The 14,070-nt window shown below is 47.4% G+C and carries 16 protein-coding genes; 13 read left to right on the top strand and 3 right to left on the bottom strand.

Annotated elements, in window-relative coordinates:
* Positions 1 to 66 precede the first annotated feature (66 nt).
* Positions 67 to 777 carry a bifunctional demethylmenaquinone methyltransferase/2-methoxy-6-polyprenyl-1,4-benzoquinol methylase UbiE gene (gene ubiE, locus JHC35_RS05960; protein WP_295042970.1) on the top strand — a complete coding sequence of 237 codons (711 nt, stop codon included), beginning with the start codon at positions 67 to 69 and terminating at the stop codon, positions 775 to 777.
* A 4-nt stretch (positions 778 to 781) separates the two neighbouring features.
* Positions 782 to 2,035, top strand: coding sequence for an exodeoxyribonuclease VII large subunit (gene xseA / locus JHC35_RS05955; protein WP_295042968.1), 1,254 nt, complete (start codon positions 782 to 784; stop codon positions 2,033 to 2,035).
* On the opposite strand, the gene sppA is transcribed toward xseA, so the two are convergent.
* Positions 2,022 to 2,891, bottom strand: coding sequence for a signal peptide peptidase SppA (sppA, locus tag JHC35_RS05950; RefSeq protein ID WP_365996486.1), 870 nt, complete (start codon positions 2,889 to 2,891; stop codon positions 2,022 to 2,024). The genes xseA and sppA overlap by 14 nt on opposite strands.
* A complete protein-coding gene (locus tag JHC35_RS05945) occupies positions 2,891 to 4,102 on the bottom strand; it encodes a metal-dependent hydrolase (RefSeq protein WP_295042964.1) in 1,212 nt (403 codons plus the stop codon). The genes sppA and JHC35_RS05945 overlap by 1 nt, the downstream gene beginning before the upstream one ends.
* A 157-nt stretch (positions 4,103 to 4,259) precedes the next feature.
* On the opposite strand from JHC35_RS05945, the gene aroQ reads away from it, so the two are divergent.
* The 11 genes from aroQ to JHC35_RS05890 all read left to right on the top strand — a co-directional run bounded on the left by aroQ (position 4,260) and on the right by JHC35_RS05890 (position 13,620).
* Positions 4,260 to 4,748, top strand: coding sequence for a type II 3-dehydroquinate dehydratase (aroQ, locus tag JHC35_RS05940; protein ID WP_295042962.1), 489 nt, complete (start codon positions 4,260 to 4,262; stop codon positions 4,746 to 4,748).
* Positions 4,748 to 5,272: a 2-amino-4-hydroxy-6-hydroxymethyldihydropteridine diphosphokinase gene (gene folK / locus JHC35_RS05935; RefSeq protein ID WP_295042960.1), complete on the top strand. Its 525-nt coding sequence runs from the start codon at positions 4,748 to 4,750 to the stop codon at positions 5,270 to 5,272. The genes aroQ and folK overlap by 1 nt, the downstream gene beginning before the upstream one ends.
* Positions 5,253 to 6,521: a flagellar biosynthesis protein FlhF gene (flhF, locus tag JHC35_RS05930; protein WP_295042958.1), complete on the top strand. Its 1,269-nt coding sequence runs from the start codon at positions 5,253 to 5,255 to the stop codon at positions 6,519 to 6,521. The genes folK and flhF overlap by 20 nt, the downstream gene beginning before the upstream one ends.
* Positions 6,518 to 7,390 (top strand): MinD/ParA family protein, encoded by an 873-nt coding sequence (locus JHC35_RS05925; protein WP_295042956.1) that lies wholly within the window; start codon positions 6,518 to 6,520, stop codon positions 7,388 to 7,390. Before flhF ends, JHC35_RS05925 begins: the two co-directional genes overlap by 4 nt.
* 76 nt (positions 7,391 to 7,466) lie before the next feature.
* On the top strand, positions 7,467 to 7,790 hold the full coding sequence (locus JHC35_RS05920) for a hypothetical protein (protein ID WP_295042954.1): 324 nt from the start codon (positions 7,467 to 7,469) through the stop codon (positions 7,788 to 7,790).
* Complete coding sequence (locus tag JHC35_RS05915; RefSeq protein ID WP_295042952.1) at positions 7,787 to 8,479, top strand: RNA polymerase sigma factor FliA; 693 nt, start codon at positions 7,787 to 7,789, stop codon at positions 8,477 to 8,479. Before JHC35_RS05920 ends, JHC35_RS05915 begins: the two co-directional genes overlap by 4 nt.
* Positions 8,479 to 9,576: a flagellar motor switch protein FliM gene (gene fliM / locus JHC35_RS05910; RefSeq protein ID WP_295042950.1), complete on the top strand. Its 1,098-nt coding sequence runs from the start codon at positions 8,479 to 8,481 to the stop codon at positions 9,574 to 9,576. Before JHC35_RS05915 ends, fliM begins: the two co-directional genes overlap by 1 nt.
* Complete coding sequence (gene fliY / locus JHC35_RS05905) at positions 9,569 to 10,435, top strand: flagellar motor switch protein FliY (protein ID WP_295042948.1); 867 nt, start codon at positions 9,569 to 9,571, stop codon at positions 10,433 to 10,435. The genes fliM and fliY overlap by 8 nt, the downstream gene beginning before the upstream one ends.
* A gap of 2 nt (positions 10,436 to 10,437) precedes the next feature.
* The gene (locus JHC35_RS05900) at positions 10,438 to 11,226 is read left to right on the top strand and encodes a TIGR00730 family Rossman fold protein (RefSeq protein WP_295042945.1); all 789 of its coding nucleotides are present in this window, start codon (positions 10,438 to 10,440) and stop codon (positions 11,224 to 11,226) included.
* On the top strand, positions 11,226 to 12,245 hold the full coding sequence (gene mnmA / locus JHC35_RS05895; protein WP_295042943.1) for a tRNA 2-thiouridine(34) synthase MnmA: 1,020 nt from the start codon (positions 11,226 to 11,228) through the stop codon (positions 12,243 to 12,245). Before JHC35_RS05900 ends, mnmA begins: the two co-directional genes overlap by 1 nt.
* A 148-nt stretch (positions 12,246 to 12,393) precedes the next feature.
* A complete protein-coding gene (locus JHC35_RS05890; RefSeq protein WP_295042941.1) occupies positions 12,394 to 13,620 on the top strand; it encodes an MFS transporter in 1,227 nt (408 codons plus the stop codon).
* 147 nt (positions 13,621 to 13,767) lie between these two features.
* On the opposite strand, the gene JHC35_RS05885 is transcribed toward JHC35_RS05890, so the two are convergent.
* The gene (locus JHC35_RS05885; RefSeq protein ID WP_295042939.1) at positions 13,768 to 13,956 is read right to left on the bottom strand and encodes a hypothetical protein; all 189 of its coding nucleotides are present in this window, start codon (positions 13,954 to 13,956) and stop codon (positions 13,768 to 13,770) included.
* Between the last annotated feature and the right edge of the window lie 114 nt (positions 13,957 to 14,070).

Genomic DNA, 14,070 nt, shown 5'->3' with positions numbered 1-14,070 from the left:
GCCGAAGAAAACTTAGCGTTAGCGTAGCCAAGCGGGACGAGTTCCGTCGGCGTATAAAGGATCAAAATGACCAAGCAAGAAAAAATTGTCTCCATGTTTAACGATATAGCTCCTACCTACGACAGAGCCAATCGTGTTTTGAGTATGGGTGTCGATACCTTTTGGCGACGCAAAGCGTGTGATTTAGCCTATGGATACTGCAATACTAAGAGTCTCAATTCGATTGTAGACGTTGCGTGCGGTACGGGCGATATGATGGGATACTGGAAACGTCGCGCCGAAAATGCACAGATGAATGTCGCTGAAATTGTCGGAGTTGATCCATCTGAGGGGATGGTTGGCGTCGGACGGGAAAAATTTCCCGATATGTCGTTTCATATCGCTCCGGCAACAGAGCTTCCTAAGCCTGATAGCAGTGCCGACATCATCAGTATCTCGTACGGTATCCGCAACGTCGTGGAACGTCAAGCGGGATTGCGTGAATTTAACCGTGTTCTCAAACCGGGAGGACTGGTTGTTATCCTCGAATTTATGAAAAATGAAAACCCATCAATGCTCGGAAAAGTGCGTGACTGGTACATGAAAAACATCCTCCCACGTATCGGCGGATTGATCTCCAACAACTACGAAGCGTACCGCTATCTTCCAGACTCTATCGAGGGATTTTTGACGGTAGCAAAAATGAGAGCCGAACTCGAAGAAGCGGGGTTTGAGATGCTCTATACCAAAAGCTTTTCGATGGATATTTCGACATTGATGATCGCCCGCAAAAAGTAACTTTATGGCTTCCACGCTAAGCGTCTCTGCACTCAATGAACAGATCAAGGTTCTTTTAGAGACCTCTTTTGAATTTGTCAGTGTCGAGGGGGAACTCTCACGCATTACCCACCACGGCAGCGGACATATCTACTTTACCCTTAAAGACAACGATTCCTCGATCAAATGCGTGATGTTCAAGGGGAATGCCGCACGGCTCAAATTCCGCCTCGAAGAGGGGGCGCATATTATCTTGCATGGTGCCCTCTCACTGTACAAACCGCGCGGGGAGTATCAGATCAATGCGTTCAGTGCCGAACCGTACGGTCAAGGGGCATTGGCGGTAGCGTTCGAACAGCTCAAAAAGAAGTTGGAAACCAAAGGCTACTTCGACCCGACACGTAAAAAAAGTTTCCCGAAATTTCCTCAAACGATTGTTTTGGTCACCTCGGCGACGGGGGCGGCGTTGCAGGATATGCAGCGGGTCGCTTCTCATCGCTGGCCGTTGGTGAAGCTCATCGTACTGGATGTGTTGGTGCAGGGGGAGCGTGCGGCAGCTCAAATCGCGGATGCTCTGAGATATGCTGATGCCTTAAACGCGGATGCCGTCGTCGTCGGACGGGGCGGTGGAAGTATCGAAGATTTGTGGCCTTTTAACGAAGAGATTGTTGCCGATGCGATTTTTTCCATGAAGACTCCTACGATGTCAGCCGTCGGGCATGAGATCGACTGGGTCATCAGTGACTACGTCGCCGATATGCGTGCCCCGACACCGAGTGCGGCGATGCAGATGCTCCTCCCCGATCAAAACGAGCTGTTACAAAGTATCGACGAAATGCAATTCAGAGCATTGGGTGTGATACAGCAGCAGTTGGGGCGCAAGCGTGAGCAATTGAGTGCTATGGTCGAAGCGTTTAAACGCAACGGGATCGAGTATCGTCTGGAGAGCCAAAAAGAGATTGTCGCAGAGCTACAAAAGCGTTTTGAGATGCAGATACACCAGCGCTTACAACGTGCTACGAGTGAGATTCCGACCCTCAAAGAGGCGATGGAGAGAGGGATTACACAACGGCTTCGAGAGAAAGAGTCGTTGATCGCTCAGATGAAAAACAGTTTTGAATCACACCATCCGAAACACAAAAACAAAAGCGGATTTGCACAGATCGCCCGTGAGGGGAAAGTGATTGATTTGGATACTTTGGCGGTTGGGGATCGTTTTGAGGCGATGAACGATAAAAAAATCGTTCATGCGGAAGTAAGAGAAATTACTTCAATGTAACCGGCGGGAAGTACATGTGCGCCAGAGATGCTCCCTCTGCTGCAAACTGTTTCAAAAATTTGTCCATCGGATCTTCTTTGTTCCATACCGGATCTTTGACCTTACTTAGCTCTTCGACCCGTTTTTTGGCATCAAATTCGACCCCAATTTTATCGACGAGTCCTACCTTTTGCGCTTGAGCGGCGGTAAAAATATGGGCATCGGCAAATTCGCTGCTGTTATTGGCATCCAGTTTTCGTGCGCGTGCGACATCGGCGACGAACATCGCATAGGTTCCGCCGATCACTTTGTCGAGTTCGGCACGCTCGACATCGCTCCATTCGCGATCAAACGTCCCCACCTGTTTGTAGGTTCCGGCATGGACGACTTGGGTTTTGACCCCCACTTTGTCCATAAGCCCTGAAATATCGGCACCCTCCATGATGACACCGATGGAGCCGATCATGCTTCCCGGATTGGCGATGATCTCATTACCCCAGATCGCGGAGTAGTATCCGCCGCTTGCCATGATCCCAGCCGCGTAGACGACGGTCGGTTTTGTCTCAGAGAGGCGTTTGATGGCATAAGCGATTTCAACCGAGGGGGCAACGGCTCCGCCGGGGGAATCGATGCTGAACAATACCCCCTTGACCTCTTTGTTTTCGCGGGCTTCATCGATTTGGGTCACGATACCCGTCGCATCCAAAATCGGTCCGGTGAGGGCGATTCGCTGGAGGTTATGAGGGGTAATTGCCGTTTCTCCTGAGGGGAGAAGCAACCATAGGACGATAATCACCAGCACCGTCGCTTTAAAATGAGATTGGATGAATTTTAATCCGGTGGCCAAACAGCCACCGATTTTTTTGATGAATTCCATCATTTTACTTTCTCCCCTTGGATGTAGACCGATTCTATTGTATGCGGCTGCAAGATCAGATGGATCGGCAGTTGTTCGTTAATCGGGTAGTTGACCCGCATAATTAGAAAATCGGCATCGAATGTAGGGGTGATTGTACCACAATTTAGACGCAATGCTTTTGCCGCATCGCCGGTGACACTTTGCCACAGCGCTTTTGCGAGATAGAGTAAATCCTCATTCGGATGGATGAAAAGGGCAATTTTCATCTCTTCGAACAGATCGAGGGCGTAGTTCGAACTCAGACCGTCGGTGCCGCATACGAAGCGGATATTTTTTTCCTTCAGACGCGTTACGTCAAGTACCCCGTTGCCCAACAAACGGTTGGAGATCGGACAATGGATGAGGGTATGATTACCCTGCGCAATCGCGCTTAATTCAGCTTCTGAAGTCTGTACCGCATGGGTAAAGAGGGTAGAAATCTCTTGGAAATATCCCAAAAACTCTTCGGCCGTATTGGCGGCTTGGGTCTGTTTGAGAAAATTTTGGAAAAAAGGGGCAAACGCTCCTTTGTTGGAATCGAGCCATTCGCGCTCTGCACTGCTTTCGAGGAGATGGGCGGTAACGCGAAGCTCTTTTTCACGGGCGTATTTGAGCGCTTTTTGGATCAAAATGCGGTGGACGGAGTAGGGGGAATGGATTGCTACCGAGGGGTAAAATCCCTCACGTTCTACCTCTTGGGATGCAAAAAGACGCTCTTGGAAATCGGCATAGAGCGCATCCGCCATCGCGGGATCTGAACCGATCAGTTCGTTAAAATAGACTACCTTTTGGGGTGCTTCAGCGCATGGTGTCAGATCAAATCCATACGAACTGATCGCTCCGAATGCGGTGATGCCGTTGGAGAGCATACTCTCAATCGCGCGGGTGATGCATGAATCGTCGCATTCGTTGATGAGGTCGTTGCGTAATGCGATTACGCTGGAGAGCCACGGCATAAATTCACCGTAGGTGAGGGTGGAGCGGTTGGCGCTAAACTCCAGATGGACATGGCTGTTGATCAGTCCCGGAACGATTACGGAACCCTCGCCAAGTTCAACACATTGTTCACCGTAACGGGAACGAAGGAGGTCGTTTGGAGCGACTTCGATAATGGTCTTGTTAAATACGATACCGTGATCTTGGAGAAGTACTCCGTCGGTAAAAATAGTGTCGGCTAATACAATACGCACGAAATCTCTTTGCGGATAAAATTTTGAAATAAGTATATCAAACGGAAGAGAAATCCCCCATGAGTGAACCGATTTTTTCGAAGATAGAGATGATTTAGTTCCTTATAATATAGAACCTCTTATAATCTATCCCTAAAATACCAACCAAGGTTTATCAATGAAAATAGTCGTTATCCAAGGACCAAATCTCAATATGCTCGGCGTACGCGAACAACAAGTATACGGACCGATGCGTTTGGAGCAAATTCATGCGCAAATGAAAGAGGTTGCAACTCAAAACGGGATTGAAATCGAATTTTATCAAAGCAATTTAGAGGGTGAGATCGTCGATCGCATCCAAGAGTGTTACGGCGATGCGGACGGGATCATCATCAATCCGGCGGCATACACCCACACCTCTATCGCGATTCGCGATGCGATCAGTGCGGTGAACCTCCCGACGATCGAAGTGCATATCAGTAACATCTACCGCCGTGAAGAGTTTCGTCAAAAAAGCATGACCGCTCCGGTATGTACGTCGTCTATCATCGGGTTCGGACCGTTCGGGTACCACTTGGCAATGGTAGGGATGATGCAGATCCTCAGCGAAATCAATGCAATGCGCCAAGCGCAAGTTGCCGCTCAACAAGGCAGTGAAGAAGAGTAATGGCACTGCGCCGTACCCTCGATAATACTCATACAATTTTTATCGAGCCGAATTTCCCTAAAAAGCTTACTCCGCATAGAGGGTTTCGCTACCGAGTCGTTTTGGGGGTCGGAGGGAATATCGGAGACGTACGGCGACGGATGAACCGTTTGTGGGTTTATTTGCAGCGATTGAGTCTGTTGGAGGTGATCCAAAGCGGGGTGATTTTGCGTAATCCCCCTTTTGGGTACACTCAGCAGAATGATTTTGAGAATACGGTGATCGAGATTGCGACGTCGCTCTCACCCAGAGCACTGCTGCGGTTGATTTGGCGGATTGAAAAGCGTTTTGGGCGGCGTCGCAGTTTTGCGAATGCGCCGAGGACGTTGGACTTGGATATACTATTCTTTGAGAAACGATCCATTCGGACGAAAGAGTTGAGTATTCCTCATCCTCACTGGCATGAGCGGGTAAGTGTAACCTTGCCTCTAGGAAGTTTAGCTCGAAAGGGCGCACGGAGATATTATGAAGATCTTGACATTTAGCGGTACGACTCCGGCTGAAGCGCTGAAAAAAGCGCAGTTGGAGGTGGGTGAAGATGCAATGCTTATTGAAACCCGCGAAGTGCAGAAAAAATCGCTGGGCAAGAGCGCTTTGTATGAAATTGTCGTCGGAGTTGAAGAGAATTCGGCACCTGCAGCTCCTAAAGCAAAGCCCAAAGATGAGCCGCTGATGAAACAGCGCCCTTTGACCCAAAAAAGCAGCGATGTGTTGTACAACATCTCCGAAGCGGCAAAACAGATCTCAAAAATCGCTGAAGTAACGGAGGAGGATCGCCCTTCACGTCAAGCTCCTGTAAAGGAGAGCGAAGACCTCAAGCGGATCAAAGAGGAGATCGAGAAACTCGGTGACAAAGTCAAGCTGATCCAAAATATGTTTTGGTCTGAAAAGTCTCCGAAAACGACCGCTGCGATTCCTCCTGAATTTGCCGAAATTTATCGTTTAGCGCAAGAGAGCGGGATGGATCAAAACCATCTCGATGAGATTATGCACCTCACGTTGGAGCATATGCCCTCCAAAATGCGCGAGAGTTCCGAGACGGTAAAGCGCTATTTTCAAGTCTTGATGCGTAAAATGATCCCTGTACGGATCGAAACCGCACCGAAGATCGGGAGCAAAAAAGTGATCATGCTCGTCGGTCCTACCGGCGTCGGAAAGACAACCTCCATCGCCAAATTGGCGGCGCGCTTTTCGTATTTGCTGGAGAAAAAATACAAAGTGGGGCTGGTGGTGCTCGATACCTACCGTATCGGAGCGGTAGAGCAACTGATGCAGTATGCGCGGATGATGAAACTGGGGATCGAAACCGTTGTCGATCCGCCCGAATTTTCAAATGCTCTGAATGCGCTACGCTACAGCGATTATATTTTGATCGATACGATGGGCTCTTCTCCGTACGACAAAGGGAAAATCGAAAAGATTTACGAATGTCTGCGGGAGAATAATACCGAGTACACCGTTGATGTTGTTTTGGTCATGCCAAGTTCGATCAAGTACGAAGATTTAAAAGCGACGTATGAGAACTTTGCACCGCTTGGGATTGACACGATGATGTTTACCAAGTTGGATGAAACGAGAGGCTTCGGGAATATTTTCTCTCTCGTCTATGAGACCAAAGTACCGATCAGCTATTTTTCGGTTGGGCAGGAGGTGCCGGAAGATTTGGTTGCGGCGACTTCAGACTTTTTAGTGGATTGTTTGATGAACGGATTTAGCAGAGGTGGCGGTGCATGAACCATCAAGCCTCCAAACTTGAAGCACTCGTCAACCAAAACCGAAATGTGAAGGCCAAAAAAACCCGTTTCATTGCAATAACCAGCGGAAAAGGGGGAGTCGGGAAAAGTACGATTAGCTCTAATATGGCGTTTGTAATGGCGAAATATGGGTTGAAAGTCGGTATTTTCGATGCCGATATCGGGTTGGCAAATCTCGATGTGATGTTCAACGTCAAAATCAAAAAAAATATTTTGCACGTTCTCAAAGGGGAAGCAACGGTCGAGGAGATTTTGGTCCCAATCGGTGAGAATCTCGTATTGATTCCCGGAGAGAGCGGAGAAGAGATTTTTAAATACGCTTCGGGCGGACTGTTCGAGCGGTTTATGGATCAAGCCGGCGTATTGGATGATTTGGATGTGATGATTATCGATACGGGGGCCGGAATCGGAGAGCATATTCAACTCTTTTTACGCGCGTGTGATGATGTTATCGTTGTCACTGTCCCCGATCCGGCGGCGATTACCGATGCCTATGCGACGATCAAGGTAACTTCACGCCTACGTGATGAGATCAATGTAATCATGAATCAGGTTCGCTCTTCCAAAGAGGCTGAAAGCTTATTTGAAAAAATTCACAAAGTTGCAGCGGCCAACATCGGAGGATCGTTACAATTGAGTTACCTTGGGCAGATTTCGAATGATCCTAAAATTTCGGCGAGTGTGAAAAAAAGGGCTCTTTTTTCACAAGAGTTTCCGACGGCAACCCCGACTAACGAATTAGAAGCGATTGTTAAGCGGATTGCAAAAAAACTGGAACGAAATGTGCTGGTTGATCCCAAAGAAAGCGGTTTAGGCGGTCTGTTTAAACGATTAATGGAACATTTTTGACCCATTGAACGTTTAAGAATGATGTTTCATAGGCTGTATTTCGGAGAAAAGAGCGAATAAAAGGATAGAAATAGGGATGCGGGGTTCGAATTTTGTCTCATTTTTGACAGTGCTTGGCTTTTTTATCGGTATTGTTTTTGGGATATTGCAATCGAATTCGGCTGAGAGCTTTTTGGGGTACGTCATTTTGATTGTCCTCTTTTTCTATCTCTTTGCCCACTTATGTGTAGGGTTCTTTTTTCAATCACTGGGTGTCAAAGCACAAATATTTCCGAAAAATGCGCATGAGCATAACCTCGATTTCTTTGTACGTGAAATTAATAAACGTGAGCAGTTTATTGACGCTTTTTACACGCATAAATCTGAGTTACTGGAAGATCAGGGACGGGGGAGAGGATGAGCGGTGCCAATGTTTATTCGCAAGAATTAAAACATCGTGAAGATCAGCTGGCAATACAGTTTCTTCCGGCAGTCAAAGCGATGTCGTTTCGTCTCAAAGAGCGGCTTCCTAGCTCCATCGACTATATGGATCTATGCGCTATCGGTACCGAAGAGTTAGTCAAACTGGCGCGCCGCTACGATGAGAGCCAAAACGATTCGTTTTGGGGCTATGCGAAAACACGGGTCTATGGAGCGATGCTCGATTATCTCCGCAGTCTTGATGTGGTGAGCCGTTCCAGTCGCCGTCTTATCAAAGAGATCGATCATGCGATAGAGATTTACATGGCCGATCATGATGATGAACCCAGTGATTATGAACTCTCCGAGATTTTGGGAATCGAAGAAGAAAAAGTACGCGAAGCCCGTATCGCATCGGATATTTATACGGTATTGCCTCTGGACGATCAACTGGGAGCCCCCGAAGAGAGCGGGATGTTTGAGAGAGTTGAACATGAAGACTTGATTGAAGCGATTCAAGAGGTTTTGATGACATTTGATGAGCGCGAACAGATTATCATTCAGTTATACTATTTTGAAGAGTTGACGCTCAAAGAGATCAGCGAGATTGTCAATATAACCGAATCGAGAATTTCACAGATTCACAAATCGGTCATTCGTCGAATTAAAGACGCGATCGGAGGGCGCTGATGGCAGATATATTATCGCAAGAAGAGATTGACGCTTTATTGGATGTCGTCGATGATGAAGGGGATAGTGCGTTAGACGCGGGAGATGATCCCCTTTTTCCGCAGCGGCAGATTACCCTTTATGATTTTAAACGTCCAAACCGCGTCTCCAAAGAGCAGCTTCGTGCCTTTAGAGGGATCCATGACAAAATGGCACGTTCTATTGCGTCTCAAATCTCAGCGATCATGCGTTCTATTGTAGAGATACAGCTCCACTCGGTCGACCAAATGACCTATGGGGAATTTTTGATGTCTCTCCCCAATCCGACGAGCTTTAACGTCTTTTCGATGAAGCCGCTGGAGGGGAACGGTGTTTTAGAGATCAATCCCTCCATCGCGTTTCCGATGCTGGATCGAATCTTGGGCGGGAAAGGGGAACCGTTCGAAGCGAACCGTGAGTTTTCTGATATTGAGCTCTCTTTGTTTGAAACCATATTGCGGGTAATGATGGGGACACTGCGTGAAGCGTGGGGACCTGTTACTGATCTCTACCCGCAGGTTGAATCGAAAGAATCGAGTCCGAACGTCGTCCAGATTGTTGCCCAAAATGAGATCGTTGTGATGGTCGTCATGGAGATTATCATCGGGCACAGTTCGGGGATGATGAACATTTGTTATCCGGTTATCGCGTTGGAGCCTATCTTGCCGAAGTTGGCAAGTCGCGATTTGATGCTGAACGAAACCAGTTCAAAAAAAAGCCGTAACCAAGAGCTTCAAGTTCTCCTTGGGGGGGCACATGTCAACGTTGAAGTGAACCTTGGGGAGGCGGAGTTAAGTTTGAGCGAATTGTTAGAGTTAGGTGAGGGGGATATAATTCGCCTCAACATTCCGGCGGATGACATCGTACATGTCAGTGTGGACGGAAAAGAGCGCTTTGTCGGTCGAATGGGGTTACGCCGCTTCCATAAATCGATCCAGATTACTTCATTGATCGAAACTGAAAAAGATGCAGTCAAACGGGCACTTAAAGAGTTTGAAAATAGACGAAAAGCACGTATCAGCGGGGTAAAAGAGATGATACGCGGACCAGTTGAAGATGAGGAGGACGACGATGAGTGATTTTTCAAGTGTATTTGCGAGCGAAGCGACGGCAACAATCGAGGGGCTTACCGGACAAGCGCCTACGGTTACCCTTAAAGAGGCAGAAGATATCTCCATCATCTCTAACGTTATCCCTCCGATTGCTCAAATTCATGTAAGCTTCAGTGGTCCTACAGCCGGTCGGGGAATCGTGATGATGCCTCCTCGGTTGGCAACTGCATTAGGGGATATGATGCTCGGCGGTGACGGTGAGGGTAAAGATGATATGTCCGATGAAGATATCGATGCGACCAAAGAGATTGTCTCCAATATCGTCGGAGCCATGAGTACGACCTTGGCATCCCAAAAAGAGCTTCCGAAATTGACGATCAAACCCGAGAAAGCTCAGTTTATCCCTGAAAGCGGTGAAGTCAATCTTGACGGATATGCAAAAATGTATGTATTTACGTTTTCACTCGGATCGATCAACTCGTTGATGATGTTAGCGATTGATGAAGCCGTGAATAGCGCTTTAAACGGAGAACAAGTACCTGCCTCCAAGTCTGCGGCACCGAGCGGCAATATTTTTGATGCGCCTACTGCTGAACCGGCGGTCAAACTCGATGATGGCGAGATGAAAAACATCGGTTTGATCATGGGGGTCAAACTTCCCGTCCGCGTTCGAATCGGGAAGAAAAAAATGCTCCTCAAAGATGTCCTCAGTATGGATATCGGTTCGGTTATCGAGCTTAATCAGCTGGCGAATGATCCACTCGATGTTTTGGTTGATGATCATGTCATCGCTCAAGGCGAAGTGGTCATTGTGGATGGAAATTTCGGAGTGCAAATTACCTCCATTGGAACGAAACGGGATCGTCTCAATAAGTTAAAAGGATAGAAATGGTGCCACGACATGGCAAAAAAAAAGTCTATGAAAGTAGCCGTTATGTCAAAGACATAAAATCAGCAGACGTTTGGAGTGTCTTTAAAATTATTGCTGACTTTGTGCAGGGTTTTGATGAATTAGGAGATTTGGGTCCTTCGGTGACGATTTTCGGAAGCGCACGCTTAGATGAAAACCACCCTTATTATCAACAGGCAATGAGCCTCTCAAGTATGCTCGGAGCACGCGGTTACAATATTATTACGGGTGGCGGACCCGGAATCATGGAGGCCGCCAATCGCGGTGCGTATGAACACGAAGCCGTCGAATCGATCGGTTTGAATATTGAACTGGCGACAGAGCAACACCCTAACCCTTATATCACCAAGGGACAAAGTTTCGATTACTTTTTCTCCCGAAAAGTGATGCTTGTCAAATACTCGATGGCATACGTCATTTTTCCCGGCGGATTCGGGACGCTTGATGAGATGTTTGAAGCGCTTACCCTCATCCAAACGCGAAAAGTTTGGGGGGTACGACTGTTTGTGGTCGGAACCGAATTTTATGCCCCGCTTGTGCAATTTATCAAAGATAAAATGTTGGCGGAGGGGATGATTGATGCGAAAGACGTTCAACTCATCAATTTAACCGATGATCTCTCCTTTGTGGTTCGCGAGATTGAGAAATCATTGATCTTTCAAGTCCAAACGATGGAGCAAGAAGGGCTAACTGATACCAAATATTATAAAGCGCTTTCTTCCCATTTGGACGACGCGAATCTTTATGCCGGACAAGGAAGCAGTTAATGGGCAAAAAAGTATTGATCGGGATGAGCGGCGGGGTCGATTCGACCGTTTCGACTCTCCTTTTGAAAGAGCAGGGGTATGAGGTAGAGGGGGTTTATATGAAACTCCATTCCAAGCCGGGTTACCATGAAATCCATCAAGCACGTGCCCAGAGGGCAGCCGATTTTGCAGGAGTGAAGCTCCATATTCTTGATTTACAAGAGGAGTTTGACGCAAAAGTCTTTACCCCGTTTATCGAAACGTACAAATCGGGGAAAACGCCGAACCCGTGCGCGTTGTGCAATCGCAATATCAAATTCGGAGCGATGGTAGCTTTTGCCGATTGTGTCGGAGCCGATTATGTAGCGACGGGGCATTATATCCGTCATGACGGACAATATCTCCTTCAAGCGCATGACGATACGAAAGATCAGAGCTATTTTCTTTTTTATATCGATCCTGCTTTGGTTCCAAGATTATTGTTCCCTTTAGGGGAACGCCATAAAGCGGATATCAAAGCGTTTGCCGCGGGCATTGAAGGGTTGGAGTCGTTTGCATCCCAAAGTGAATCGAGTGAAATCTGTTTCGTCGAAACGACCTATATGGATGTGCTTAAACCCTATGTCTCTGTCGATCAAGAAGGGGACGTTCTCGATATGGAGGGCAAAATCGTCGGTAAACACAAAGGATACATGCACTATACGATCGGTAAACGCAAAGGGTTCACCGTCAACGGTGCGCATGATCCCCATTTCGTCGTCGAAATCAAACCTGAGACGAATCAAATCGTCGTGGGCAAGCGTGAAGATTTGGAGTGTCATCGAGTTGAGCTGGAGCGGGTGAATATGTTTGATACACGGCGTGAGTTTGAATGCGATGTCAAACTTCGCTATCGCACGACTGCGGTACGGTGCAGGGTTAAAATTGATGGCGATCATGCGGTAGTTGAGTTGCATGAACCGGTGCTCGGTGTTGCCTCCGGACAAGCGGGGGTCTTTTATGAGGGAGAAAAATTACTCGGCGGTGGGTGGATTCTCTAAATAGTGAACAAAGCCTTCACACCATACCAAGAGCAAGGTCGCGTGCCGTAGGGCAAACGCGTACCGCTAGCGTTCTGGTGTGAGGGCGATTTTCTTTTGTTTCTTTTCTTGTTAAAAAGAAAAGAAAGAGAAGCTTTAAGGGTAACTTATGACATCAAAAAAGAAAATCATCGCCGCAGGGATTATTGGCAACGTTATCGAATACTACGATTTTGCCCTCATCGGCTTTTTGGCGGTGATGATGGGGAACCTCTTTTTCCCATCACACGATCCATTTCTTTCTCTATTAGGCTCTTTTGGTGCATTTGCCGCAGGGATGATTATGCGCCCTATCGGTGCGTTGGTGTTCGGTCATATCGGAGATCGCATCGGTCGGCGATATGCTCTGATGAGTTCGCTTCTCATGATGGCGCTTCCCACCTTTTTAATCGGGTTTTTACCGACGTATGCGCAGATAGGGATTGTGGCTCCGATCTTGTTGGTACTGCTTCGGATGATCCAAGGGCTCTCCGTCGGCGGTGAGTATGCCAGCTCCATCGTCTACCTCGTGGAACAATCCTCCCTTAATCGCCAAAATCTTTACGGCTCGTTTGTCTCGGTCGGCGCCAAAATCGGTATGGCATTGGGCTCAGGGCTATGCGGTGCGTTGCTGTGGTACATAGGTGAAGAGGCGATGGGAGAATGGGGATGGAGAATCCCGTTTTGGGCGAGTATCGTGATTGCGGCGGCGGGGCTCTATCTTCGCCAAAATCTTGCCGATAACTATGTTCCCAGTGATGATAAAACGCTTCCCATTATAGCGATCTTGCGTCACCATCGACGTGAATTTTGGCAGTTCCTCACCGTCGCTTCATCGATCTGGATTTTTTATTACACGGTATTTGTGTATCTTCCGATTTGGCTGGAAAAAAGTGCCCATCTCTCAAAAGCGCAAGCGGGGCAGATTAATACCTTATCGATTATTGTAGGGGTAGTGTTTATCCCGCTTATGGCGATAGTTGCCGATAAAATTGGTTCATTTCGCGTTATGCGCACGGCAGCTTTGGCATTGGCACTCGGTATCTATCCATTAATGGTCGGGATGAGTATCGGAGGGTATTGGATAGCATTGGCGGGAGCGGTAGTAATGGTGATTTTCTTGTGCGCTTACCAAGCCCCCATATTCGCTTCTACGGTTAGCGCTTTAGAGTATCACGGATATCGTGCATCCTTTACAGCGGTTATTTTGGGGAGTGCGGCAGGGATCGTCGGGGGAGTTACCCCCGCTTTGATGACATCGCTCGAAAAACTCAGCGGTGATCCGTATGCTCCAGCGTCTCTTATTGCGGCAACATCATTGCTCGGGTGGATCGTTTTGAGAGGGAGAAAGGATTGAATCTATTTGGTTAAAAGTATGGTATAACTTTTTTGCCATCCAAATTTTTTTTATTCGTCATTCCCAACTTGATTGGGAATCCAGCTTCCGTTCGCCCTGAGCTTGTCGAAGGGCTAATTTATGGTTCGACAAGCTCACCATGAACGGCTATTTCCTCTTCTCTTCCCCCGCACTCTCTATCTTTTCCATACTCTCTTGAAGTGTTTTTTTCACATCCTCGACCGCAAAGCCTTGCATGACAATCTTATAGAGATTCGGTTTATCTTTGTGCCAGTTTCGGAGTGTTGCGGTAGTAATGTCTAAAATACCTGCCATGTCTTGTTGTGTCAATTTCATAAAAAAAATTCTATTAGAACAAATCTACAAAGAAAATTCGAAAAATATTTTACGCTATCGAAAAGAATAAAAAAGGTCGAAGGGTAATTGCTCCCTCGACCTTAATGTTACCGC

The organism is Sulfuricurvum sp. (assembly GCF_022759005.1).
In the GTDB taxonomy this organism is placed as follows: domain Bacteria; phylum Campylobacterota; class Campylobacteria; order Campylobacterales; family Sulfurimonadaceae; genus Sulfuricurvum.
Note: the sequence above shows the minus strand (reverse complement) of the source record. Positions and strands in the feature narration are given on the sequence as shown.